This is a genomic window from Agathobaculum sp. (assembly GCF_034098985.1).
Lineage (GTDB): Bacteria > Bacillota > Clostridia > Oscillospirales > Butyricicoccaceae > Agathobaculum.
In genome coordinates, this window is sequence record NZ_JAXEOA010000011.1 from 42970 (window position 1) to 66963 (window position 23994).

Genomic DNA, 23994 nt, shown 5'->3' on the forward strand with positions numbered 1-23994 from the left:
CTCAGGAAAAAAGGAGGTATTTACCATTGGATCAGTCCAATAAAATGGGCACCCATCGGATGGGCCCGCTGATCTTTTCCATGGCGCTGCCGGCAATGATCTCTATGCTGATCAACGCGCTGTACAACATTGTGGACAGTATTTTCGTCGCACGCTACTCGACGGACGCGCTGACCGCGGTTTCCCTCGTGTTCCCGCTGCAGCAGCTCGTCATCGCGATCGCGGTCGGCACGGGTGTCGGCGTAAACTCTTTGATTGCGCGCCGCTTGGGCGAGGGGAGAAAGCGCCATGCGGATTCGGCGGCTGAGCACGGCATCGTACTGTCGCTGATCAGCGGCGTGGTTTTCATCGTCATCGGCTTCTTTCTGAGCCGCCCGTTTTTACAAGCGTTCACCAATAAGCCTGCGGTGTTAGAACAGGCAGTCAACTATTCAAGCATCGCGATCGGATTGAGCATCTTTCTGATGGTTTCGGTCATGTGCGAAAAAATTCAGCAGTCGACTGGCGACATGATCGTGCCGATGTGCCAAGGGCTCGGCGGCGCGATCTGCAACATTATTCTGGATCCACTGCTGATCTTCGGCATTGGCCCATTTCCCGAGCTTGGCATCCGCGGCGCCGCGATCGCGACCGTCGTCGGGCAGATTCTAGGTATGCTGATCGGCCTGTGGGGCACGTTCCTTCATCAGAAAACGCTCAAGATCGAAATGCATAAGTTCCGCTGGCGCGGGCGCACGGTGGGCGATATTTTCCGCGTCGGCCTGCCCGGCATCATCATGCAGAGCGTGGTCTCGGTCATGACGGCTGGCATGAATGTTATTTTAATCAAGTTTTCCGAAGTCGCGGTTTCGGTGCTGGGTGTGTATTTCAAGCTGCAGACCTTTATTTTCATGCCCGTGTTCGGACTTAATCAGGGTGCGCTTCCGGTCATGGGCTATAACTATGGTGCACGCAATAAGAAGCGGCTGGAAAGCGCCTATAAGATCACGCTTGGCGCGGCGGTCGTCATTATGCTGATCGGCCTCGTGCTGTTCCAGGTGATCCCGGAACAGATGATCCGGCTGTTTAACGACGATCCTGAAATGCTCGCGGTCGGTGTGCCGGCGCTTAAAACCATCAGCCTATCGTTCCTAGGCGCGGCGTTTGGCATCATCAATTCGACCCTGTTTCAGGCAATCGGCCGCGGCATGGCCAGCCTGATCGTTTCGGTCTGCCGCCAGCTCGTCGTCATTCTGCCGGTCGCCTGGCTGCTCGGCCACTTTATTGGCCTCAATGCGATCTGGTATGCGTTTCCGATTGCGGAGATCGCAGCGTTCTTCATTTCCTATGGACTGGTGATTTACACTTATCGTACAGAGCTGCGCTATATGGAATCGCCGGAACTGCAGACAGAGGAGGCAGAAGCATGAAACGTATCGCGAGCTTTGCAGTGAACCACGACAAGCTGAAGCCGGGCATGTATACGTCGCGTATCGACGGCGACATCACGACTTATGACATCCGAATGGTCTATCCCAACGCGGGGGCTTATATTGAGCCTGCGGCCGGCCATACATTCGAGCATCTGTTCGCGACTTATGCGCGCAATTCGCGTTTTGAACAGCACATCATTTACTGCGGGCCGATGGGCTGCCAGACGGGCTTCTATTTTTTGGTGCGGGATCTTGCGCAGGAAGACGCGATCAGGCTCGTATACGAAACGATGGCTTTCATAGCCGGATATGAGGGGGAGATCCCCGGCGCGAGCCGCGTGGAATGCGGCAACTATCTGCTGCATGATCTTACGGGCGCAAAATGCCTTGCCGCGTCTATGATCCCGGTGCTGCGGGACTGGACGACGGACAAGCTCGAATATGAAAAATAGTTCTTGCATTTTGTCCGCGCCTGTGGTATCCTAAATGTACGACTGCAAGAGACTTATCGCGGAAAGAGGTGAAACAACATGAAACAGGGCATCCATCCAGAGTACAAGCAGACGACCATCCGCTGTGCCTGCGGCAATGTCATTGAGACCGGCTCCACCAAGGAGAATATCGTCGTTGACGTTTGCTCCAAGTGCCACCCGTTCTTCACGGGCAAGCAGAAGCTGGTAGACACCGGCGGACGTGTTGATCGCTTCAAGAAGCGTTTCAATTTGGATAAGTAATTTCTGGAAAACCATCGAAACGTTGCTTTCGATGGTTTTTCTTATCCCGAAAATAAGGAGGGATAGACTTGAGTGAACGAGATCTTTCTGAGCAGGCAATAGAACGGGCGGTGCTGGCAGGCCTGTCATGCCCCGGCTTTCCCGCCGACCAGGATGCCGACGAACGCACGATGGACGAGCTGCGCGCACTGGTCGAGACCGCTGGGGCGGAGGCTGTGGCAATGACGCTGCAGCGCCGTCCCGCGCCCGACGCGCGCACGTTTATCGGCGAGGGCAAGGCCGAGGAAGTGAAGCTGCTTGCGCAGCAAAACGATGCAGGCCTGATCGTGTTTGACAACGAACTGTCGCCCTCACAGATGCGCGTGCTCGAAGAGCTGACGGGAAAAACCGTGCTGGACCGTTCGGGCTTGATCCTCGATATATTCGCCCAGCGCGCACGCACGGGTGAAGGTAAGCTGCAGGTAGAGCTTGCACAATATCAATATATCCTGCCGCGGCTGTCCGGCCTTGGCAAGTCCATGAGCCGCCTTGGCGGCGGCATAGGCACGCGCGGCCCAGGCGAATCAAAGCTCGAAAGCGACCGCCGCCATATCCGCAGCCGGATCGACAAGCTGAAACGCGATCTGGAGCAGGTGCGTCAGGTGCGCGCGGTACAGCGCCGGCAGCGGAAAAAGACCGAGTTGCCCATGGTCGCGATCGTGGGCTATACCAATGCGGGTAAATCCACGCTGCTCAACGCATTGACAGGCGCGGGCATCGAAGCCAACGACCGCCTGTTTGACACGCTCGACCCGACCACGCGTAAAAAGCGCATTTCGGACATGCAGGAGATCCTGCTGTCGGACACGGTCGGCTTTATCCGCAAGCTGCCGCATCATCTGGTCTCGGCGTTCAAAGCGACGCTGGAGGAGCTGGCGTATGCCGACCTGCTGCTGCATGTCGTCGACGTGTCCGATGAAGATTGGCGCGCGCAGGCGGAGACCGTGCAGAAGGTGATCGCGCAGCTTGGCGCGAAAGATACGCCATGCATCATGGTCTATAATAAGGCTGATAAATGTGATCCCGATGTGATCCCGTTTTTCCGTCCGGACGAGGGCGTGAAAATTTCGGCAAAGACGGGCGTGGGACTGGAAGCCCTGCTGGCAGCGGTCGAAAAGGCGCTGGGCAAGGGTAAGCACCGCGTTAAGCTGCTGCTGCCGTACAGCGAGGGCGCGCTGCTCGACCTGCTGCACCGTGAGGCGCAGGTGGAATCTGTGGAATACGCCGAAACAGGCACGGCGGTTGACGCTGTGGTAGATGATAAGCTGTACGGGCAAGTGCGGCCTTACCAAACCGGAGACTGACAACATGGAAAAGGACTATCTAGTGCCGTTCGAGGCGTACGGCGAAGACCGCTTTGAAGAAAAGCGGTCCAAATTTATCGGACGGCTCTGGCGGGTGGAAACGCCTGACGAAGCGGTCGGCAAAATCAAAGAAATGCGCGAAGCCTACCGGGACGCTACGCACCATTGCTGGGCATACATTATCCGGGAGGGCAACTTCATGCGCTATTCGGACGACGGAGAGCCGCAGGGCACGGCGGGCATGCCGATATTGGATGTGCTGCGGCATGGAGAACTGCAAAACTGCGTCTGCGTGGTGACGCGCTATTTCGGCGGCGTGCTGCTGGGTACCGGCGGGCTTGTGCGCGCTTATACAAAAGGGGCACAGCTTGCGGTCGCGGCGGCGGGCGTGCAGAAAATGAGCTTGTATGCGGTGCTGCTGATCGCGTGCCCATATCCGCTTTATGAGACCGTAATCCATCTGCTGCCGGAGTATGATTGTGCGGTCGAGGAGACCGACTATGGCGCGGATGTCACGCTGACCGTGACCATTCCGGCAGGCCGGGAAGACGAACTGAACACCGCGCTTGCGGAAGCAACGGCGGGCACGGTGTATGCAGAGCGTATGGAAACGAAGTTCATGGGGCGGCGCGTGCAGTAAAAAAGAGGACAGCCATGGGCTGTCCTCTTCTGCGGTGAGTCGCGTCAGTTCATTTTAAACCCGTCGTATACGACCCAATTTGGGACTTCGACGGCGTTGCTATCGTTATACGCGCCGAAATAAGAGCCGTTGTCATCGTTGTTGATGATAACGGTATTGGTCTTGCCGTCCCACGAAACGCTGTAGCCATACATTTCCGCAACAGCGCGAATAGGCAGATACGTGCGGCCGTTTTGGATGACGGGCGCGGTGTCGATGGTAAACGCTCCCGCCCCGATTGACTGGTCCATCGGTTCGGACAGGCTACCGCCCGACCAGGTTTCTTCATGGTCGAACGCGATGACGTTTTGCCCTTCTTTCAAAAACAGGCGCAGGCGGAAATCATCCGAAAAGGTCTGTACGCCGGGCACGCCAAAGAGTTCTTCGTCCTCCAGCTTGCCGGGGACGACGACATGCCAATCGGTGCAGGCGACCTGCGCTTCGCTGTTCCAGCCGACCTCGCAGCCGAGCGCGGTGGCGACCGCGCGAAGCGGCACCATCGTGCGGTCGTTCGCATTGACAAAGGGCTTGGCATCTGTGAAGGCGACTGGCTCGCCGTCGACCGTGACATGGATCTCATCGGCGGCAAAGGCGGGCAAAACGGCCGCGCTGAGCGCAAATGCCGCGCAGAGTACGCGGGAGAGCAACTTTTTCATAAAGAGACCTCCTTTTCTATTGTTTTAATCATAGCATTTGCCTGATAGAAATACAAGCAGAGCGTAAGGAATCGCATCAGGTAAAGTAACCAAAAAATACAAAAAAGTTTTTTCTGAAAAAAAGAGGATTTTTGAATTCTTTTACGTATTTATTCTATACAAGACTTTCGCCATCAAGGGAGGAGCGCGCGCATGACAGTCAGGGAACGACAACAGGAACGGGAAGCGCAAACCCTGTCCGATTGGGCAACGCCGTCCACCGCGTCGCGCGGGCGGCAGCGGCCGATGGAGGAGTGCCCATACCGCACCTGCTTCCAGCGTGACCGCGACCGTATTATCCATTCCAAAGCGTTTCGCCGCTTGTCCAACAAAACGCAGGTGTTCATATCGCCCGAGGGCGATCATTACCGCGCGCGGCTGACACATACGCTCGAGGTTGCGCAAATTGCGCGGACGATCGCGCGTGCGCTCTCTTTAAATGAAGATTTGACCGAGGCAATCGCGCTCGGACACGATTTGGGCCACACGCCGTTCGGCCATGCGGGTGAACGGGCGCTGGACGAGGTCTGTCCGCTTGGCTTTCGCCACAATGAGCAAAGCCTGCGCATGGTAGACCGCATAGAGGATTTAAACCTAACGTATGAGGTGCGCGACGGCATCGTTTGTCACACAGGCTCCAAAAAAGCGGACACGCCCGAGGGGCGCATCATCCATTATGCCGACCGTATCGCCTATATCAACCATGATATTGACGACGCGGTGCGCGGCGGGCTGATCCGCGCCGAAGATATCCCGTGCCATTTGCTCGACCGGCTGGGAAACACCCATGGAAAGCGCATTGATACCATGGTGACCGCCGTGATCACTTACGGGTTCGAGCACCGGGAGATCGGCATGGACAAGCAGGTGCTGGACGATATGCTCGAGCTGCGCACCTTTATGTTTCATAACGTCTATCAGGGAACGGACGCGCAGAGCGAGGAGCAGCGCGCGAAGAACATGCTGCGCAGCTTGTATGAATACTTTGTCGCGCACCCTGGTGAGTTGCCGGACGATTACCGCCGTCTGTCCGAGGCGGGCGACCCGCTCGAACGCGTAGTGTGCGATTATATCGCGTGCATGACCGACCGGTATTCCATTTCAACCTATAAACGCTTATTCATTCCGAAAAGCTGGAATAAGATAGAAACCTGAAACTTTGGGTATGCTAGGAGAGGAGGGAGTTTTCATGCCGTTTGACCGCATCTTTCTGGACGAGTTGTCGGCGCGCAGCGATATCGTGGACATCGTATCGCAGTATGTGGCGCTGAAAAAAAGCGGCGCCAACTATTTTGGGCTGTGCCCGTTCCATAATGAGAAGACCCCCTCTTTTTCCGTGTCGCCGGACAAGCAGATCTTCCATTGCTTTGGCTGCGGTGCGGGCGGCGGCGTTATCAGCTTTGTCATGAAAGCGGAGGGGCTGGAGTTTCCGGATGCTGTCCGCTATCTGGCGGATAAAGCCGGCATGCAGGTGCCTGAGCAGGGCGTGGCGGACCAGCGCGCGGCGCGGCAGCGGGAACGGCTGCTCGCGTTGTGCAAGGATGCGGCTAGGTTTTTCTACAACACGCTCTGGCTGCCGGAAAACAGGCCGGTGCAGGACTATTTTCTGCGGCGCGGCCTGCATCGGCGCGTAATGAACCAGTTCGGCCTGGGCTACGCGCCCGCAGGCTGGAGCGGCCTGATGGATGCGATGCTTGCCAAGGGCTATACGCGCGAGGAGCTACTGGAGGCGGGGCTCGTATCCAAAAACGAGCGCGGCAGCATGTACGACCGGTTCCGAAACCGCGTCATGTTTCCGATTATTGACGTTCGCGGCAACGTGATCGCGTTCGGTGGCCGTGTGATGGACGATTCCAAGCCCAAATATTTAAATTCCCCCGAAACGCCGATTTTTCACAAGAGCCGCAACCTGTTCGCGCTCAATCTGGCCAAGACAACGCACAACCCTTATTTTATCCTCGCCGAGGGTTATATGGATGTGATCGCGCTGCATCAGGCCGGGTTTGATTCCGCGGTCGCTTCGCTCGGTACTTCGCTGACAGAGGAACAGGCGCGCATGATCGCGCGTCATACCAGCCAGATCGTGATTTCCTATGACGCGGACGGCGCGGGACAGGCAGCCGCCCAGCGCGCGATCGATATTCTGAAAAAATGCGATTTGCAGGTCAAGGTGCTCAAAATCCCGGGAGCAAAGGACCCGGACGAGTTCTTGCGCGAAAAGGGCGCGGATGCGTTCCGCAGCCTGATTGAGCGCAGTGAAAACCACAACGCATACCGCTTGGAGCAGATCGCGGCCAAATACGATCTGGAGGACGACGAAGCGCGCGTGCTTTTCCTCAAGGATGCGGCGCGTATGCTGGCGGGCATCGAATCGTCGGTCGAACGTGAGGTCTATTCAGGCCGCGCCGCCAAAATGGCAGGCGTGACGCCCGAAGCCATGGCGGTCGAGGTCAAACGCGAGCTTGGCATCCGGCTGAAAAAGCGGAAAGCGGCCGAGCGGCGCGAGATCCGTTCGCCTGTCGGCCTCAACCAGCCCAAGGACAAAACGCTCGCCTATACCGATATGAAATCCGCAAAGGCTGAGGAGGGCGTGCTGCGCCTGATTTTCAGCGACCAGAAGCTGATGGCGGGCCTGCAAAAAGAATTGCCGCCGGCGTGGTTCTCCGCGCCCGTGCTGCGTAAGATATATGAGCATGCGCTTGAGCTGGACAGTGCCGGGCAGATCGTGGATATCATCGCGTTCGAGGGCTACCTCGAAGTAAACGAGATGAGCCATCTGACACAGGTGCTGGGTGAGGGGATCCCGGTGGGCGAACAGCGGCAGGCGCTTGCCGACTACATAAATACCATACGGATGCAGCGCGTTCGGGACGGCTCGGCCGCCGAGGACGGGGAAGACCCGCTGCTGACTTTTGGACGCATTAAAAAACAAAACGCGGGAGGACAAACGATATGACGATGGAGAACAACGCCGAACAGACGGTCGACCAGCGCAAGGTGCTGGAAGACTTGCTTGCGCTGGGCAAGAAAAATGGCAAGCTGACACTCAAGGAGATTGCCGACGCGCTCGCGCAGCTCGAGCTGGAGACCGAGGACATCGATAAGCTCTATGAAACGATGGAAAATATGAACATCGAGATCGAGGGCGAGGGCGTGCTTGAGAAGGCGCTTGGCGATGACGACGACGAAGTGTTCGAGCCCGAAGAAGTCGAGGAAGTGCCGGAGGAAGAACTGGTCGACACCTCGGCAATGGCGGAAAACTTCGCGATCGACGATCCGGTCCGCATGTACCTGAAAGAGATCGGCAAGGTCGATCTGCTCAGCCCCGAGGAAGAGGTGGCGCTCGCGCAGAAGATGGCAGCCGGCGGCGCGGAAGGGGAAAACGCGAAAAAACGTCTGGCGGAAGCAAACCTCCGTCTGGTGGTTTCGATCGCCAAGCGTTATGTCGGCCGCGGGATGCTGTTCCTCGATCTGATCCAAGAGGGCAACCTGGGGCTGATCAAGGCGGTTGAGAAGTTCGACAGCACCAAGGGCTTTAAATTTTCGACTTATGCCACCTGGTGGATCCGTCAGGCGATTACCCGCGCGATTGCCGATCAGGCGCGCACCATCCGTATTCCAGTGCATATGGTAGAGACTATCAACAAGGTCATCCGCGTGTCCCGCCAGCTCCTGCAGGAACTGGGGCACGACCCCAGCCCCGAGGAGATTGCCAAGGAAATGAGCATGCCGGTCGACCGCGTGCGCGACATCCTGAAGATCGCGCAGGAGCCGGTGTCGCTCGAAACGCCGATCGGTGAGGAAGAAGACTCTCATTTGGGTGACTTTATCCCGGACGACGACGCGCCGGAGCCCGCGGAGGCGGCTTCGTTCATGCTGCTCAAGGAGCAGCTGGTCGAGGTGCTTAAAACGCTGACGCCGCGTGAGGAAAAGGTGCTCCGCCTGCGTTTCGGCATTGAGGATGGCCATACCCGCACGCTTGAAGAGGTGGGCAAGGAGTTTAACGTCACCCGTGAGCGTATCCGCCAGATCGAGGCCAAGGCGCTGCGCAAGCTGCGCCATCCGTCGCGCTCGAAAAAGCTCAAGGATTTTTTAAACTAAACAGGGAACGCCCGCCGGTTAGCCGGCGGGCGTTTTTTTAACAGTGCTGGATCAGCCAGCCGAATAAGGCCAGATGGTTTTCACCGTGCGCATCCTCGCAGAGTGGCGGCACCATGCGCTCTGGGTGCCACTGCACACCTAAGATCGGTTTTGTTCGGTGCCATAGGGCTTCGATTGTGTTATCCGCCGCGCGCGCGGCCACGCGGAAGCCCGGAGCCGCGCGGTCGACTGCCTGATGGTGATAGCTGTTGACCATGGGCGACCCGCCGATGAGTGCGGCAAGGTCAGCGGTGCAGGTAACGCTGTGACAACCGTCCATGTGTTCCTCAATGTGCTGATACAGCGTGCCGCCGCAGCAGACGTTCAGCATCTGCACGCCGCGGCAGATACCCAGGATGGGTTTGTGACGCGCTTCAAACGCGGCAAACAGCGCCTGTTCCTCCGCATCGCGCACCGGGTCGATGGAAAGCGGCACGGATCCGCGCTTTTGACCATATAGGGCGGGATGCGGATCGCCGCCGCCTGCCAACAGCAAGCCGTCGAAGCGTTGGGAAAGTTCCGCTGTGCCGCCCTGCGTATACAGCGCGCCCATGCCGCCAGCAAGGGATAGGCACGCTCCATACAGCTCGGATTGCCGCCGCTGCATGGACAAATCGCCCATTATCCGGCCACTGGAAATCAATATCAGGGGAGAATGCACCATGTTTCGCCCTCCTTAGCGTTTTTCGTTGACAGAACCATATAGATACGGGTATACTAATAACGTATGGAAAATTATGAAGATTGTGTTAGGATTGTGTGAAACGGAGGAAGCGCATGGGGTTTAATGTGCTGTCGCTCGTGCAGATGGTCGGCGGTTTAGCGCTGTTCATTTACGGCATGACGACGATGGGGAAGGGGCTTGAACGCGCAGCGGGCGCGAAGCTGGAAAAGACACTGGAAAAAATGACCGGCAATGTCTTTAAGGCGCTGCTGATGGGTATGGCGGTGACCATGGTCATTCAGTCGTCCTCGGCGACGACGGTCATGGTGGTCGGTTTTGTAAACGCTGGGATCATGACGTTGGGGCAGTCGGTCGGCGTAATTCTGGGCGCTAACATCGGCACCACAATCACTGCTCAGATCCTGCGTCTCGATTCGGGCGGCGCAATGGGGGACAACCTGTTTTTACAGATGCTCAAGCCGGCAAATCTGGCCTATTTGATTGTGCTGGCGGGCGTTATCATCATGATGCTTGCCAAGAAGCGCCGCACGCGTGACGTTGCAGATATTTTCACCGGTTTCGGCGTGCTGTTCATTGGTATGTCGATCATGGAAAAGGCGGTCGCACCGCTGGCCGAACTGCCGCAGTTTTCGCAGTTATTCGCGGCGGTCGCAAACCCGGTTGTCGGTGTAATCGTCGGTGCGCTCGTCACGGCGATCATTCAGTCGTCCTCGGCTTCGGTCGGTATTTTGCAGGCGCTGTCAACCACCGGTGTTATCACATATGCGTCGGCGGTGCCGATTATTCTCGGTCAGAATATCGGCACGTGCATCACGGCGTTCCTGTCGTCGGTCGGCGGCTCGAAAAACGCGCGCCGCACGGCTATGGTTCATTTTTATTTCAACCTGATCGGCTCGATCGTGTTTTTATGCGCGATTTACGGGCTCAACAGCCTGATCGGCTTTACGTTCTGGGATTCCGCCATCGATAAGGGCGGCATTGCGAATTTCCATACGCTCTTTAACGTGACGACGACGCTGCTGTTCCTGCCGTTCACCAAGTTGCTTGTGCGGCTGGCGGAATGGAGCGTACCCGCGGGCGAGCAGCAGGAGGATCCTCTCACCAAGCTCGAGCCACGCTTCCTGACGACGCCGTCGCTTGCTTTGGAGCAGGCGCAGCGCTGCATCGCGGACATGGGAGAGGCAGCCAAGCTGAATTTCAGCCTGGCGACCGCGCCTCTGTTTGACGGTTCCGCCCCCAATGAAGAGGCATTCCGGGAGCACGAGAGTTTTCTGGATCGTGCGGAAGTTGAGATCGCACGGTATTTGACCAATATCCACAACATTCGCTCGATTGACCAACGCAGGCAGACCGCGGAGATGATGCATTCGCTATCCGACTTTGAGAAGATTGGCGATTATGCACAGAATATTTTTGACCGTATGGAGGAATTCCGCGCGTCCAACCTGAAATTTTCCGACATCGCCTCACAGGAACTGCAGATCATGTGTGCGACGGTTGGTGAGGTGCTTGAACTTACGGTCGAGGGATATGTCACACGGTCGGTTTCGGTCGCGCGCACGGTCGAGCCGGCAGAAGAGGTCGTGGATACCCTGAAGGAGCGGCTGAAGAGCCGCCACATCGACCGTTTGTCGAAAGGCGACTGCACGATGCAGACCGGTATCCACTTTTTGGACATTGTGCATGATCTAGAAAAGATCAGCGACCATTGCTCTAACATCGCGATCTACACTATCCAGCTTGGAGAGGGCGCCACGGTGTTCGATACGCACCAGTACGCCAAAGAGGAATATAAAAAGACCGCACAGTTTGCGGAAAAGCTCGGCTATTACCAGCAGAAATACCTGGCTCGCGTCGACGCGCTCGAGGCTGCGGCTCAATAAAAAAGACCCGCTTCCCAATCAGGGAAGCGGGTCTTTTTTATTCTTCGGAAGTAAATACGCCGACGATGGCGGAAAACAGCTTTTTAAAAATATTCCCAATGCGGGCGAGCACGCCCTCATCGGCAGCGGCGGGCTCGTCGTCATCCGGCTGCGAGATCTCATCGACCGAGATCTCGTCCGTGCGCAGGATGAACTGCAGGCTGGCGGGCGAGGGATTATCGGGCGAGGTGACCGACTGCAGCGCGGCCTCACTGTCAATGTTCAGCACATTGGTGTCCTCCTCAAGGTCTTTCTTACCGTCGTCTATCGCACTGTGGATAGAGTCAGTCGCACCTTGCAGGCTGGAAGAGCTGTTGGAGTTAGAAGCGCGCTGCAATACGTCGAGCAGGCCGTCGATCGAGACTTGCATGCTCTTATCCGACTTATCGCGTACCGAGCGCAGCGTGTCCTGCGCAGACTGTAAAAGCGCGGTGGAAGAAGACAAGGCCTTTGTCAGCGCACTCATCAGGCTGGTGCCTTTGTCTATCATCGTGGTTGCGTTCGATGTGAGCTGGTTGAGCGAAGTGGACAGCGCCGGGATATCCGCGAGCAGCTTTTGCATGGAACCGAGCGTTTGCTGCATCAGCACCGCGAAACGCTGTCCTTCCGCAATGGCATCGCTCGGCAGGCCGTCGTAATCGTCAATAATTTCGTCCAGATCCTCCAAGGAATCCAGAATAGAATCCGAGGTGGAAAGCAGGCTGTCCAAGCGGGCGACCGAGTCTTGCAGGGTGGATGTGGTTGCTTTGAGCGTTTTTATCAAGCTGTCAGCATTTGTGAGCACAAGGCCGACCAGCGCTTTGGTATTGTCGTCCATTAGGTCGCTTCCTGAAACGACACTTTGCAGAACAGCGATTTCGCGCTCCATTTCCGTCATGCGCGTCTGCAAGCTTTCAAGATTGCTTTTGAGCGAGCGCAGGTTGTTTTTCAGATCGGCTACCTCGCGTCGCAGGTCGCTCAAATGGATCCAGGCATCGCTGGTCGAATCATTGATATCGTCCATCAGGTCGTCCAGGTTGCCCAGCGTCGTATTGACGTCGCGCAGCAGCTTTTGGTAATCGGTGAGGTTGGAGCTTGTGTCACTCAGTGTGCCGAGCATGCTGTTGACGGTCGCGTTGAGCGTGGTCAGCGTGGTCTTGGTGGAATTCAGTTCAGGAATTAGAGAATCCGATTGCCCGGCGAGCGCGTTTAGCGCACTGAGCGTTTCGTCAGCCTCGGGATCGAGCGTGCCGCGTGAGGCGATGAGCTGTTTGCGCACCTCGTTGATGCCCGCGATACCGTTCGACATCGTTTGCAAGCCGCCCTGCATGCTTTGCATGGTCGTAAGCATGTCGGACAGGCCGCGGTACAGACTGTCGCCCGAATCGCCGATGCGGTCTTTGATATCGCGCATGTCGGCCAGCAGGTCGAGCGAGGACAGCGTGGCGGGAGCCATAAAGAGGATGAGTCCCATGCTCTCAAAATTGTCCGAGCCGATACGGGTAACGAACGTATTTTCCTCGCCCGGCAGCCCCATAAACATCACGAGCTTATAGGTGCCGAGCGACTGGACTTGCGCGCCCGGCGCGTCGATCGAAAGCATTTTGCTCATGTCGATGCCGGTCGCACAGATCAGCATCATGTTGTTCTTGTAGTAGTCGCTCGCGGCCTCGTTGGGCGTGGCATGAACGGAGATCTCGACCAGACCGTCCGCGCCCGCGCACTTTTCCGCGGTTGCGGGCACACCGTCGAGCTTGTAGGATACATCGAAATTCCACGGCATCTGCATGGTTTCAGTGTCGGACGGGATGCACTCATAATAAAAGCGCTGCCGGTCGTCACCCGGGAGGCTCCAGGTGACCTGTCCGTCCTCGAGCGTAGGCTTATCGTAGGTCGACATGTTGTACACGTCGGAATAGTTGCCGTAATCAGTGAATTCGGTCAGGCCGTTCAGGCTGACGCCCTTGACAATGCGGGTCGCCTTGGGCACGCCGTAATAGTCGAGGTTGATATAGACGGCCTCGTCGGTCTGGACGGTCGGCGGCGCGGCCACCGCCGCCTGGGGCAGCAGTAGCGCCCCGATGAGCACGCCGGCCAGCAAGCGGCGGGTTTTACTTTGTTTCATCGTCTGGGTCCTCCTTTTGCGTAGGTTCGGCGGGGGATGTGGAAGCGGCTTGCCCGCCGGAGACCGGCGGCTGGGCGGGCGGCACAGAGCCATCTGGCCGCGAATCAGGCGTTTCCACGGGCGGCGCGGCCTTTTTCATCCGTAGCAGCTTGCCGCGGATGGCCTGATGGCGCGCCTTGCGGTTTGCGCGGAGTTGGCATTGCAGGCGAACGCGCTGCTGGTGCAGCTCGCTGAGGACGGGAAGCACCAGTTTTTGGGCGTGGATGCGGTTCATGCGTGCGTGTTTTTTCTCTGCGTGGTCGGGCTTAACGATCCATTTATCAAAGATCATCAGGCACATGGGCAGCAAAAACAGTACGAGAATCATCGAGATCAGCGCGCCGCGCCCGATGAGCTGGCCAAGGCCGGAGATCGCCTCGACCGAGGTCAGGAAATATAGTCCGTAGGCCACGGTCATCAGGATCATGCCCGAGGTGAGAATGGATTCGGCGCTGACCGTGACCGCACGGATGGCAGCTTCCTTCTTGTCGCCCTGCGCGCGGGCGTCCAAATAGTTGCCGGTAAGTAGGATAGAATAGTCGATCGTCGCGCCGAGCTGGATACAGCCGACAATGATAAATCCAAGGAACATGGTGCGCTGCCCATATATATACGGCAGCGCCGTGTTGATATAGATCGCGCATTCGATGGGGATGAGCACGACCAACGGCAGCAGCAGCGATTTGTAGGTGATTGCCACGACCAGCGCGACGCCGAGCAGCGATACGACGTTTACGCGTTGATTATCAGGCACAATGATATTCTTGATGTCCTGCGTAGCGGGGGTGACGCCGACCAGATAGGTCTGTTCTCCCGGATAGTATTTTCCAATGACTGCGCGTATTTCGTCCGCGTAGCGAAATGCCGCATCGCTTTCGCCCGCCGAGCGGACGTTGACAATCACGCGCGCCCAGTTGTCCGAATGCAGGAGGCTGGTAATGCTGTGCGGGAGGAACGCCTCCGGAACCCCTTCTGGGAGCGCCGCAGATAGCCCCAGAGAGTATTTGACATAGGGCAGGTCGCTAAGCTCGTCGGTCATGGCCTTTTCAGTCACATTGCTGTCGAGCGGCACCAGCGCGAGCATCATATTGCTTCGCCCAAATTTAGCGTTCATCTGCTGTTCCGCTGCATAGACCGGCGTGCCTGCGGAGTTGGCCACCGCCTCGTTGCCATATGTAAAGTTTGCCATACCCTGCGCGATAAAACAGGGGAGAATGAGCGCGAGCACAATGGCCAAAACCGGCTTTCGGATCTTATAAGCAAGCACGCCGAGTCCACGGGATTGTTTGGGAATAAACGAGCGGTGCTGGGTTTTGCTGATAACGTTTTGAAAGCGCAGGATGAGCGCGGGCATCAGCAATAGCACGGTTACAAGGCTGAGCGCAATGCCTTTAGCCAGCACAAAGCCCATATCCGGGCCAATACCAAACTGCATAAGCGCCATGGCGAGGAAGCCGACGATTGTTGTCGCGCCCGAAGCGCCGATCGAGGTGAACGCGGTGCGTAGCGCATTTGCCATGGCCTGTTCCGGTTCGACCCCGTTCGCTTTTTCCTCTGTGAACGCGTGCAGCAGGAAAATGGAGTAGTCCATCGAGCAGGCGAGCTGTAAAACCGCGCCGACCGCGTTGGATAGGAACGATATTTCGCCGAAAATAATGTTGGAACCCATATTGAGCAAAATCGCGATACCCAGAATGGAGAGAAACAGCACCGGCTCGAACCAGGAAGTGGTGGTAAGCGTCAGAATTAGAAAGATGATGATGACCGCGAGCACCATTACGCGGGCGACCTCGGAATTGATAGTCGGACCGAGGTTGGTGTCCGACACAGCCGAACCGGCTACAAGGCCGCGCTCGCCGACGATTTGCTCAATCTCCTTAACGGCCTTGTGCGTGCGCGTGGACGAATCCTTTTCCAAAAAGATGATGTCCATGTAAGCGTCGCCGTCTTTATAATAGTCGTCGATATCGGAATAGTCGATAAACTCGCTGGATCCGTAGATATTGGTGGTCATGTCGCACCACATCACCATGTCCACGCCGTCGACGTCCGCGATGCGATCCTTGATGCTACGGGCTTCGTACAGCGTCACATCCTCCAACATGACACGTCCCATGCCCGGATAGGTGAATTCGTCCTCCATAATATCAATCGCTTGTGCGGTCGGCGTAGAATCCGGCAGATATTTGGTCAGGTCATAGTTGACGCCGACCATGGGGATGCAGATCAGGCTGAACAAAATAAGTATGAAAAAAACCTTTTCGATCAGTTTGCGATGGATAATGATCAGATCGACAGGACTGTGTCCTTTTTTTATCACAAGAAAAACACCAACTTTCCGGGAAATATACATTGCGTACGATTTCTTTTCGTGTTATAGTATAAAGCATAAGGATAACACACACAAGAAACAGATTTGAGTATAATGTACGATAAAGAACAAAAAATAATTTTATGTGCATTATTTGGCAAAAAATTTATAGGCAGGACGGGGAGGAGGCCGCAGGATGAACGAACAGGAGGATAAGCGCATCAGGCGCACAAAAAAGCTGCTGCGCCAGGCGCTGACGGCGCTGGTGCAGCAAAAGGATTTCCAAGGCATCACGGTAACGGACGTGGTGCGCGAAGCGGATATCAACCGCGGTACGTTTTATGCGCACTACCGCGATGTTTATGATCTGCGCGACCAGATCGAGGCAGAAATGATCGCGGATTTCCGCGCGATGATCGACGATTTCCGGCCGAGCGCAGGGGACACCTCGCTGCGCCCCGTGCTGGTGCGCGCGGCTGACTATCTGGAGGAAAACCGCGATATGGTGACCGCGCTGCTGCGCGCGAGCGGCCCCGAGGGCTTTGGCCGCCGGCTGATCGAGGTGATCGAGGAATGCCGGCTAGAGGTAGTGCCCAACCACACGGTAAAGGATGCATATATCGCGCGGTTTATCGCGACGGGGCTAGTCGGTATGCTGCAAAAGTGGATCAGCGAGGACAAGCCTGTCTCCAAGGGAGAGATGATCGAATGGATGGCAAATGTGCTCGGACCGCTCCTGCCAGGTGAGCACGGATAGAAAAAGAGCGTGTCCGAAACGCGGACACGCTCTTCTTTATTGCCAGCCCAGCACAAAATCCGCGAGCCGCTCGGTGGCGTCCGGATGGGCGATGGCTTTCATGGTGCGGCGCACGGTTTCCAGCCTGGCAGGGTTGCGGAAAAGCTGGTAGACCGCTTCGTCAATCGGGAAATGCTTGGTGATCAGCGCGCCCATGCCGTTGTTGACCAGAAAATCAACGTTGCGTTCCTCGTGCCCCGGGATGGGGTCGACGAGCAGCATCGGCAGGTTCTTCGCCAGCGCTTCGCTGACCGTTAAACCGCCGGGCTTGGAAACGATGCAGTCCGCCGCGCTCATCATCACTTCGACGTTGTTGACAAACCCATAAGGCTTGACTGTACATGCGCCTTCATAGCGCGAGGCGAAATGCTCGGTTCGCAGGAACTGCTTTTTATTGTTGCCGCAAACGACAAGGAACTGCAGCGGCAGGCCGATTTGCGTCAGTTTTTCTATATTTTTCACATTGTCGGCATATCCCATCGAGCCGCCCATTAACAAAAGCGTCGGCCGTTTGGGGTCGATGCCGAGCTGGGAAGCCGCGTCCTCGCGGGAAAGCGGCTGGTTGAACTTGGGGTGCACCGGGATACCAAACGGCAGGATGCGGCTTTCCGGGATGCCGCGCTGCACACAGCGATAGGTCAATAGCTCGCTTGCGGTTACAATATACTGCACACGCGGCACGTCCTCCCAATAGGGGTGCAGCGTGTAATCGGTCACGATGCCGATGGTCTTGATGTCGTCCAGTTTCCTGCGCTTTTTCAGCTCGTCCACCATCTGCGCGGCAAAAACGTGCGTGCAAAGAATAACGTCCGGTGCGTATCCGGCGAGCACCTTGGCGAATTTGGACGCGCCCAGCGCGTTAACGATATTAATAACGTTGGGTCCAGCCGAAAGATAGCTCTGGCCGTTGTTTTCCGCAAGCTGGTAGACCAGCCGGTAAAGCGTCTGCATATGCTTGGAGGAAAACAGGTAGCCCTTGTCGATCGTGGTTTTGACCAGATGGCTGATATAGGCATAAACGTCAAGCGTGTGCACCTCGGCGCCCTTGGCCGTGAGCATATCGCCGATCGCCTTGGCAGTGGCGTGGTGGCCGAAGCCAGCCGTCACTGATAGAATCAATACTCTCATACTCTTTCTCCACCTCGTATACCAGTTATTCTACACGAAAGCGAAGCAAAAAGCAAATCACTGCAAAATAGAGGAGCGGTAGGCGTCGAGCACCTTGTGTTCAAGCTCGTCACGCAAAACGCTTCCGACAGGGTGTGCAATGTCGCGAAATTTACCGTCCGGCATACGGCGGGACGGCATAGCGAGAAACAGGCGGTCGTGGCCGTCAATGATTTTAATGTCATGCACGGCGAAAACGCCGTCGAACGTGACCGAGACCAGCGCTTTTAAGCGCCCGTATTCCTCCAAATGACGGAATTTGATGTCTGTGATTTCCATAGTGTACTCCTTTTCCTGTAAAAGTTCTGTCAATTTCGTCTGTTTGCCTATATATATTTTGGGCAAGCTGACTTATAATATACCGTAGACCTCTAAAAAGAATGAAAAAACCAGGGAGGCTGACCCATGGCCCTTTCGATTAAACCCTATATTGAAAATAAAGAAACCATCCACCTCATTGGCATCGGCGGCGTTTCCATGAATTCGCTTGCCGAGCTGCTGCTTTCGATGGGCGTTCCGGTCACAGGATCAGACCGCGCGTCGTCGCCTGTCACCGAGCGACTCGAGCGGCTTGGCGCAAAAATCACGTATGCGCACCTGCCCGAAAACGTCGAGGGTGCGGCGCTCATCGTGCGCACCGCTGCGGTGCACGACGATAACCCCGAAATCATCCGCGCGCGTGCGCTGGGCGTGCCTGTCATGGAGCGCGCCGAGGCGTGGGGGCACCTGATGCGCGATTACCGGAACGTGGTGTGCCTGTCTGGCACGCATGGAAAAACGACCTCGACCTCAATGATGACATTGATTATGATGGCGGCCAAACTCGATCCGACGGTCATGGTGGGAAGCCACCTGCCCGCGATCGACGGTACGCTGCGCATCGGTGGAAAGGGCTATTTTGTGGCCGAAAGCTGCGAATACACCAATTCGTTTTTGAAATTCGCGCCGACGGTCGCGGTCGTGCTGAATATTGAGGAGGATCATCTCGATTTCTTCAAGGATATTGACGATATTATCCATTCGTTCCGCGCTTTCTGCGAGCTGACGCCGATGGGCGGCATGGTCGTCGCCAATGCGGACGATGAAAACGTGCTGCGCTGTGTGCGCGGGCTCGATCGTACCGTGCGCACTTTCGGCCTTTCTGCAGGCGCCGATGTGCGCGCCGACGAGATCACCGACGAAAACGGCTATTACCGTTTCACTGTACTGGTGGGAGGCAAGCCGTATGCGCGGGTAAGGCTTTCGGTGCCGGGCAGGCACAACATGATGAACGCGCTCGCCTGCTGTGCAGCGGCGGAATTCCTCGGCGTGCCGGGTGAAGCTGCCGAACAGGGGCTCGAAGCGTTTACCGGCTCGTCCCGCCGGTTCCAGTTGGTCGGCAAGATGGCGTGCGGCGCGACCGTGGTAGACGACTATGCCCACCATCCAAGCGAAATGTGCGCTACGCTGGCCGCCGCGCGGGAAATGGATTTTTCACGCATTCTGTGCGCGTTCCAGCCGCATACCTATACGCGTACCAAAGCGCTGTTCAACGAGTTCGTTTGCGCGCTTGAGCGCTGCGATCAAGCGGTGCTGGCGCCGATCTACGCGGCGCGCGAGCAGAATACGATCGGCGTTTCCTCGCACGATCTGGCAGAAAAGGTGGCCGGCGCGGTCGCGTTCGACAGCTTTGAAGAGATCGCAGCATATCTCCGCAAAGAAGCCCGCGCGGGGGACCTGATTCTGACGATGGGCGCAGGCAACATCAACGAAGTCGGCCCGATGCTGCTGGACGAATAAAAAGCCAAAAGGCGCGCTGTGGCGCGCCTTTTTCAGTAAAGGAGAAGCGTTATGGCGGACAATTACCGCGTTTTAAATCTGGAAGACGGCATGCCCACCGCGCGGCAGGCGATTGGCCGGCTGCTGCACGCGTTGGAAAACGGCAGAAAAGGGCAGGTTATCAAGCTGATCCATGGTTATGGTTCTTCGGGGACTGGCGGTGTGATCCGCGTGGAGGTGCGGCGCAAGCTGGAACGGCTCAAAGCGGCGGGACAGATCGCGTTTTATGTGCCGGGGGAGAAGCTGTCCATCTTCGATGCAGATACCCGCCGCGCGCTGGACCTTGCGCCCGCGCTGCGCGCCGACCGGGATCTGGAACGCCATAACAACGGCGTGACCATTCTCGTGCTGTGAAAAAAATTGCGCATCCACTTGACATTTTACATGAAATGGTTCATACTGATCATACAAACATTGTACATATTGTATAATGGGTGACTGGTAAGGAGGGTGCGTTATGAATAACAATTTAATCATCACCATCGGCCGTGAATATGGCACTGGAGGCCGCGAGATCGGCCAAAAATTAGCGCTCCGCCTGGGCATCGCGTTTTATGACCGCGAGTTGATTACGCGCGCGGCCAAGAAGACCGGGTTCGATGAAAAGCTGTTTGAGCAGCTCGATAAGCGCGCAACCAACAGCTTCTTGTATTCGCTGACCATGTTCGGTTCGGTCGGCCTCAACGGTATGAGCCTGACCGACCAACTCTATCTGGCGCAGGCCAACACTATCCGCGAGATCGCGGAGGACGGCCCGTGCATTATCGTCGGTCGGTGCGCCGACCATGTGCTGCGTGATTTTGGAAACCGCTTTGATTTCTTTATCCACGGCTCGATCGAGGACCGTGTCCGCCGCATTCAGACATGCGGGGATTATGAGATCGAAGGCAAGACCCCAGAGGCGGCGCTCGAAAAGATGGATAAGCAGCGTTCTACTTATTACAACTATTATACCGGCAAGGTATGGGGAAAATGCGACCATTACGACCTATGCGTCAACGCAGGCCGTCTGGGTGTTGAGAATTCCGTGGATATTATTTTGGAATACGTCAACAAGCTGAAAAAGTAAGCCCAATTTGGGGAGAGAAGAGAAGAGGACAAAGGGCCGCGTCGACTGACGCGGCCCTTTGCATAGAAAAGCGCCGGAGTAATCCGGCGCCTAAATTTTTTATACAGCGGCTTTGCGCATAGTGCCGCTGACGGGCTTCCAGATAAGTAGGGAAAGCACATAGTCGACCATGGAGTGAACGAACGAACCGACGAAGACCAATAGCAACAGAATGCGGACCAACTCAGAGCCGGACATGCCCTGCCCAAAGTAGATCGGGATACACACGCAAGTTTCTGCTACCGCATGGATTAGCCCCAGAACGGCACCCAGACCAAACAGCTTGAGGCTGCGTCCGGGAACAGACTGCTTGAAATCAAGCAGTTCGGGATGCTTTTGCAGGTAAAACGCGCCGATCGCGGCCCAGATGACATGAGTGAACGCGCGCAAAACAACAGGAAGCGGGAATCCGCCAATGAGAAAGCCAAGCGTTGTGCCGAGTGAAACGGCGATGCCGACAGAAGGGGAAATGAACAGCGCGAGAAAAATAGCAACGTGGCTTGCCAATGTGAAACTCATGGGGTCGAGCACGAGTTTAATCGGCATAAACATTGGGATGATGATACCGACCGCGCATAGTACGCCAGCAAGCGCGAGATGATATAGGCCTTTGCTTTTTGTCATGATAGAGACAGTCCTTTCCGGTCTTTTTTACTTGTCGAAGCCAAGTATACAGTAATGCGAACGAAGTGTCAAGACACCTGTTAAGAAAAACTGTGAACTTGCTCGGAAAAGTGTAGTGTGGTATAGTAAGGGCGAAAGGAGCATTCTAATGATTTCCATTGATGAATTTGAGGCCGTGCTGGATGAACTGGCGGACGAACTGCCCGCAGCGTTTTATGAAGAGCTGAACGGCGGGATATTGGTCGATCCGGGATGTCCGCTGCATCCGGAAAGCGTGAACGGCGATTTGTATATTATGGGCGAATACCGCACAGACCCGGCAATGGGGAAATATATCGTCATGTTTTACGGCTCGTTCCACCGTGTGTTCGGTGGCTTGCCGGAGGAAGCACTGCGCGAAGAAATGCGGCGCGTGCTGCGGCACGAATTCCGCCATCATGTTGAGGGGCGCGCGGGTATGCGCGACCTCGAAGTGTGGGATGAGGAGCAGATCGCAGCTTACCGCGCAGGGCACGAATAAAAAAACAGGCTGGCGCTGGTAAGCGTCAGCCTGTTTGAATTTCCTCTGAAAACAGAAAACCGCGTTCGCGCAGCCCCTGGATCACTCGTGCAAGCGTCGCATCATTGGCCGCGCGGATACGGTGAAGATGAATACCGCCGGTCAAATTGCAGAGCGGTTTGACATCCGAGGCCTCCAGTTTTTTTCCAAATGCATCGGCGTCAAAGCGGGAGCAGATATGAAGCTGGCCACAGAGCTGGCCATAGACCGCGTGCTCGACTGTCACGTCGATGACCGAACCGCCCAGATCCACAACGGTATAGAGTTCTTCCATCATGCGGTCGTTCTCGTGCCGGCATGCAACGCTGCGCTCCGCAAAGGCAGGTGCGGCGGTAGAGGCTTCCAGCATATAGCCGCGCGGCGTGGCAAGCACGCTCAGCCCGCCCGCCCGCAGGAGGGCGACATCTCCCACGATGATCTGTCGGCTCACTCCGCAACGTGCGGCGAGCGCGGTCGCGGAGACCGGGCCATCGGTCTGGGCGAGCAACTGCTGGATCGCGGTGCGCCGTTCGTCTGCATTCATGAAAAACCCCTCCTCTTTCTTTTTATCATAACAAATAAAAAAGGACTATGCAAGTGCATAGCCCTTTCGCAGGTTTGATTAAGCGAGCAGATAAACGTCGGCGTACTTGACACCCAGATCGTAAGCACGGTCGTGCGAACCCACGAAAACGTCGATCTTGTTGCTCTTGATCGCTCCGCCAGTATCCTCAGCAATGAAAACGCCGTAGCCGTCAATATAAACGCGGCTGCCCAGCGGGATGATCGAAGAATCTACCGCAATCGTGCGGCCCTCCGCTGCGGTCGTTCCTGAAGCGGTCTTGGCGTCCGATCGGCCGTTGCAGATCGCGCAGGGGCAGTAAAACGTGAGCTTATAGTTGCCGAGCGACTTCGCGTTGTCCTTTACCATGCTGTCGGCGACCAGATTGGACGAGTAAGCAACTGTCTTGGTGGCAACCGGCTCAGAGAGCAGGCTGTCGTATTTTGCCTTGGCGTCTGCCTTAGCCTTTGCAGCGGCTTCTGCTTTCGCCTTGGCTTCCGCTTCCGCCTTTGCCTTGGCTTCCGCCTCAGCCTTAGCCTTGGAAAGCGCCTGCTCGGCAGACTGGATCTCGCCCGAGGTGAGAACCGTGCCGACCGTGGAATTCAGATTGGACGTGAGAACCGCGACGGGCGCATTCTCCGTGCTGATGGCGCCAGCGCCGATCGTCGCAATCGAACTGATCGCGATTGCAGCGGCAAGCAGCTTGGACGCATGCTTTTTCATAGACATTTGAATGAACACTCCTACAATGGTCGTGAAAACCCGCGAAAGGCGCGGCAGCCGGTGTTACCGGTTTGTTTTCAGGTTGTTACTGATTTGTTGTCGGTCTGTTTCCGATCTGTAACCTATGATACGATACCACGGCCGGTTTGTCAAACGGTTTTGAGTAATTTAGTGCAAACTGCCTAAGAGTTTTTGTGTGGTGGACGATTCTCTGTCAACCTCTCTAAAGAATTCAGCAAATTTGACAAGAAAAACAATAGCTGTTGTATATCCCAAAAGTTACAAATCAAGATATTGGGCATAAAATGCCGCCGAGACTATCTACGCTGCGCAAAGCGTTAGGCGGAAACGCGGTATAAGAGGTGCTGGACGCGGTCATACTGTAGAAGTGCAGAAGCGGAAAAACATCTTTACACACAGCAGGGACTGTGTTATTCTAATATATAGTGTTTGCAGGCCGCGTGTGGAATGTGCCGGAAGTTTCCGGTAAAACCGGCTCTGCGCTGTCACTGTGAAATTAAGACGGAGGAACGGGATTTGCGCTTCGTCTTTTTTGAAATAAGCGGGTGAAAGTCCTGCGTGCATACTTAAATC

At 56.3% G+C, this 23994-nt stretch carries 23 protein-coding genes; 14 read left to right on the forward strand and 9 right to left on the reverse strand.

Going from position 1 to position 23994, the window contains the following annotated elements:
• Positions 1–26: 26 nt before the first annotated feature.
• The 5 genes from SO058_RS02350 (at position 27) to SO058_RS02370 (ending at position 4129) form a co-directional block, all read left to right on the forward strand.
• The gene (locus tag SO058_RS02350; protein WP_320841390.1) at positions 27–1409 is read left to right on the forward strand and encodes an MATE family efflux transporter; all 1383 of its coding nucleotides are present in this window, start codon (positions 27–29) and stop codon (positions 1407–1409) included.
• Positions 1406–1864 carry an S-ribosylhomocysteine lyase gene (locus tag SO058_RS02355; protein WP_320841391.1) on the forward strand — a complete coding sequence of 153 codons (459 nt, stop codon included), beginning with the start codon at positions 1406–1408 and terminating at the stop codon, positions 1862–1864. Before SO058_RS02350 ends, SO058_RS02355 begins: the two co-directional genes overlap by 4 nt.
• Before the next feature lie 78 nt (positions 1865–1942).
• On the forward strand, positions 1943–2146 hold the full coding sequence (rpmE, locus tag SO058_RS02360; RefSeq protein ID WP_031475830.1) for a 50S ribosomal protein L31: 204 nt from the start codon (positions 1943–1945) through the stop codon (positions 2144–2146).
• Between the two features lie 68 nt (positions 2147–2214).
• Positions 2215–3489, forward strand: a complete 1275-nt coding sequence (gene hflX, locus SO058_RS02365) for a GTPase HflX (RefSeq protein WP_320841392.1) — start codon at positions 2215–2217, stop codon at positions 3487–3489.
• Positions 3490–3493: 4 nt separating this feature from the next.
• Positions 3494–4129 (forward strand): IMPACT family protein, encoded by a 636-nt coding sequence (locus tag SO058_RS02370; protein WP_320841393.1) that lies wholly within the window; start codon positions 3494–3496, stop codon positions 4127–4129.
• Between the two features lie 44 nt (positions 4130–4173).
• Here the strand turns inward: SO058_RS02370 and SO058_RS02375 are convergent, their stop codons facing one another.
• A complete protein-coding gene (locus SO058_RS02375) occupies positions 4174–4824 on the reverse strand; it encodes a copper amine oxidase N-terminal domain-containing protein (protein WP_320841394.1) in 651 nt (216 codons plus the stop codon).
• Between the two features lie 192 nt (positions 4825–5016).
• On the opposite strand from SO058_RS02375, the gene SO058_RS02380 reads away from it, so the two are divergent.
• From SO058_RS02380 to rpoD, 3 genes are read left to right on the forward strand one after another with little or no spacing between them, the layout of a single operon-like run.
• A complete protein-coding gene (locus SO058_RS02380; RefSeq protein ID WP_320841395.1) occupies positions 5017–6018 on the forward strand; it encodes a deoxyguanosinetriphosphate triphosphohydrolase in 1002 nt (333 codons plus the stop codon).
• A gap of 34 nt (positions 6019–6052) precedes the next feature.
• Positions 6053–7819: a DNA primase gene (dnaG, locus tag SO058_RS02385; protein ID WP_320841396.1), complete on the forward strand. Its 1767-nt coding sequence runs from the start codon at positions 6053–6055 to the stop codon at positions 7817–7819.
• The gene (gene rpoD / locus SO058_RS02390) at positions 7816–8964 is read left to right on the forward strand and encodes an RNA polymerase sigma factor RpoD (protein ID WP_320841397.1); all 1149 of its coding nucleotides are present in this window, start codon (positions 7816–7818) and stop codon (positions 8962–8964) included. The genes dnaG and rpoD overlap by 4 nt, the downstream gene beginning before the upstream one ends.
• 37 nt (positions 8965–9001) lie before the next feature.
• Here the strand turns inward: rpoD and SO058_RS02395 are convergent, their stop codons facing one another.
• Positions 9002–9667 (reverse strand): gamma-glutamyl-gamma-aminobutyrate hydrolase family protein, encoded by a 666-nt coding sequence (locus SO058_RS02395; RefSeq protein WP_320841398.1) that lies wholly within the window; start codon positions 9665–9667, stop codon positions 9002–9004.
• 113 nt (positions 9668–9780) lie between these two features.
• On the opposite strand from SO058_RS02395, the gene SO058_RS02400 reads away from it, so the two are divergent.
• The gene (locus tag SO058_RS02400) at positions 9781–11571 is read left to right on the forward strand and encodes a Na/Pi cotransporter family protein (protein ID WP_320841399.1); all 1791 of its coding nucleotides are present in this window, start codon (positions 9781–9783) and stop codon (positions 11569–11571) included.
• A gap of 37 nt (positions 11572–11608) precedes the next feature.
• Here the strand turns inward: SO058_RS02400 and SO058_RS02405 are convergent, their stop codons facing one another.
• Together SO058_RS02405 and SO058_RS02410 are read right to left on the reverse strand one after the other, a co-directional pair.
• Positions 11609–13714 (reverse strand): hypothetical protein, encoded by a 2106-nt coding sequence (locus SO058_RS02405; protein ID WP_320841400.1) that lies wholly within the window; start codon positions 13712–13714, stop codon positions 11609–11611.
• Positions 13701–16073 carry an efflux RND transporter permease subunit gene (locus SO058_RS02410; protein ID WP_320841401.1) on the reverse strand — a complete coding sequence of 791 codons (2373 nt, stop codon included), beginning with the start codon at positions 16071–16073 and terminating at the stop codon, positions 13701–13703. Before SO058_RS02410 ends, SO058_RS02405 begins: the two co-directional genes overlap by 14 nt.
• A 187-nt stretch (positions 16074–16260) precedes the next feature.
• Here SO058_RS02410 and SO058_RS02415 point away from each other — a divergent pair, with 187 nt between their 5' ends.
• A complete protein-coding gene (locus tag SO058_RS02415) occupies positions 16261–16821 on the forward strand; it encodes a TetR/AcrR family transcriptional regulator (RefSeq protein WP_320841402.1) in 561 nt (186 codons plus the stop codon).
• A 36-nt stretch (positions 16822–16857) separates the two neighbouring features.
• Here SO058_RS02415 and SO058_RS02420 read toward each other — a convergent pair whose 3' ends face one another.
• On the reverse strand, positions 16858–17988 hold the full coding sequence (locus SO058_RS02420) for an MGDG synthase family glycosyltransferase (protein ID WP_320841403.1): 1131 nt from the start codon (positions 17986–17988) through the stop codon (positions 16858–16860).
• 57 nt (positions 17989–18045) lie between these two features.
• On the reverse strand, positions 18046–18306 hold the full coding sequence (gene spoVG, locus SO058_RS02425; RefSeq protein WP_320841404.1) for a septation regulator SpoVG: 261 nt from the start codon (positions 18304–18306) through the stop codon (positions 18046–18048).
• Between the two features lie 126 nt (positions 18307–18432).
• On the opposite strand from spoVG, the gene murC reads away from it, so the two are divergent.
• The 3 genes from murC (at position 18433) to SO058_RS02440 (ending at position 20914) form a co-directional block, all read left to right on the forward strand.
• On the forward strand, positions 18433–19806 hold the full coding sequence (gene murC / locus SO058_RS02430) for a UDP-N-acetylmuramate--L-alanine ligase (protein WP_320841405.1): 1374 nt from the start codon (positions 18433–18435) through the stop codon (positions 19804–19806).
• 51 nt (positions 19807–19857) lie between these two features.
• Positions 19858–20199, forward strand: a complete 342-nt coding sequence (locus tag SO058_RS02435; protein ID WP_320841406.1) for a hypothetical protein — start codon at positions 19858–19860, stop codon at positions 20197–20199.
• Positions 20200–20302: 103 nt separating this feature from the next.
• Complete coding sequence (locus SO058_RS02440; RefSeq protein WP_320841407.1) at positions 20303–20914, forward strand: cytidylate kinase-like family protein; 612 nt, start codon at positions 20303–20305, stop codon at positions 20912–20914.
• A 99-nt stretch (positions 20915–21013) separates the two neighbouring features.
• Here the strand turns inward: SO058_RS02440 and SO058_RS02445 are convergent, their stop codons facing one another.
• Positions 21014–21577, reverse strand: a complete 564-nt coding sequence (locus SO058_RS02445; protein WP_320841408.1) for a hypothetical protein — start codon at positions 21575–21577, stop codon at positions 21014–21016.
• A 148-nt stretch (positions 21578–21725) separates the two neighbouring features.
• Here SO058_RS02445 and SO058_RS02450 point away from each other — a divergent pair, with 148 nt between their 5' ends.
• Positions 21726–22097, forward strand: coding sequence for a metallopeptidase family protein (locus tag SO058_RS02450; RefSeq protein ID WP_320841409.1), 372 nt, complete (start codon positions 21726–21728; stop codon positions 22095–22097).
• Between the two features lie 25 nt (positions 22098–22122).
• On the opposite strand, the gene SO058_RS02455 is transcribed toward SO058_RS02450, so the two are convergent.
• Both SO058_RS02455 and SO058_RS02460 read right to left on the reverse strand, forming a co-directional pair.
• Positions 22123–22659 (reverse strand): transcription repressor NadR, encoded by a 537-nt coding sequence (locus SO058_RS02455; protein WP_320841410.1) that lies wholly within the window; start codon positions 22657–22659, stop codon positions 22123–22125.
• Between the two features lie 78 nt (positions 22660–22737).
• The gene (locus tag SO058_RS02460) at positions 22738–23406 is read right to left on the reverse strand and encodes a 3D domain-containing protein (protein WP_320841411.1); all 669 of its coding nucleotides are present in this window, start codon (positions 23404–23406) and stop codon (positions 22738–22740) included.
• Positions 23407–23994: the final 588 nt, after the last annotated feature.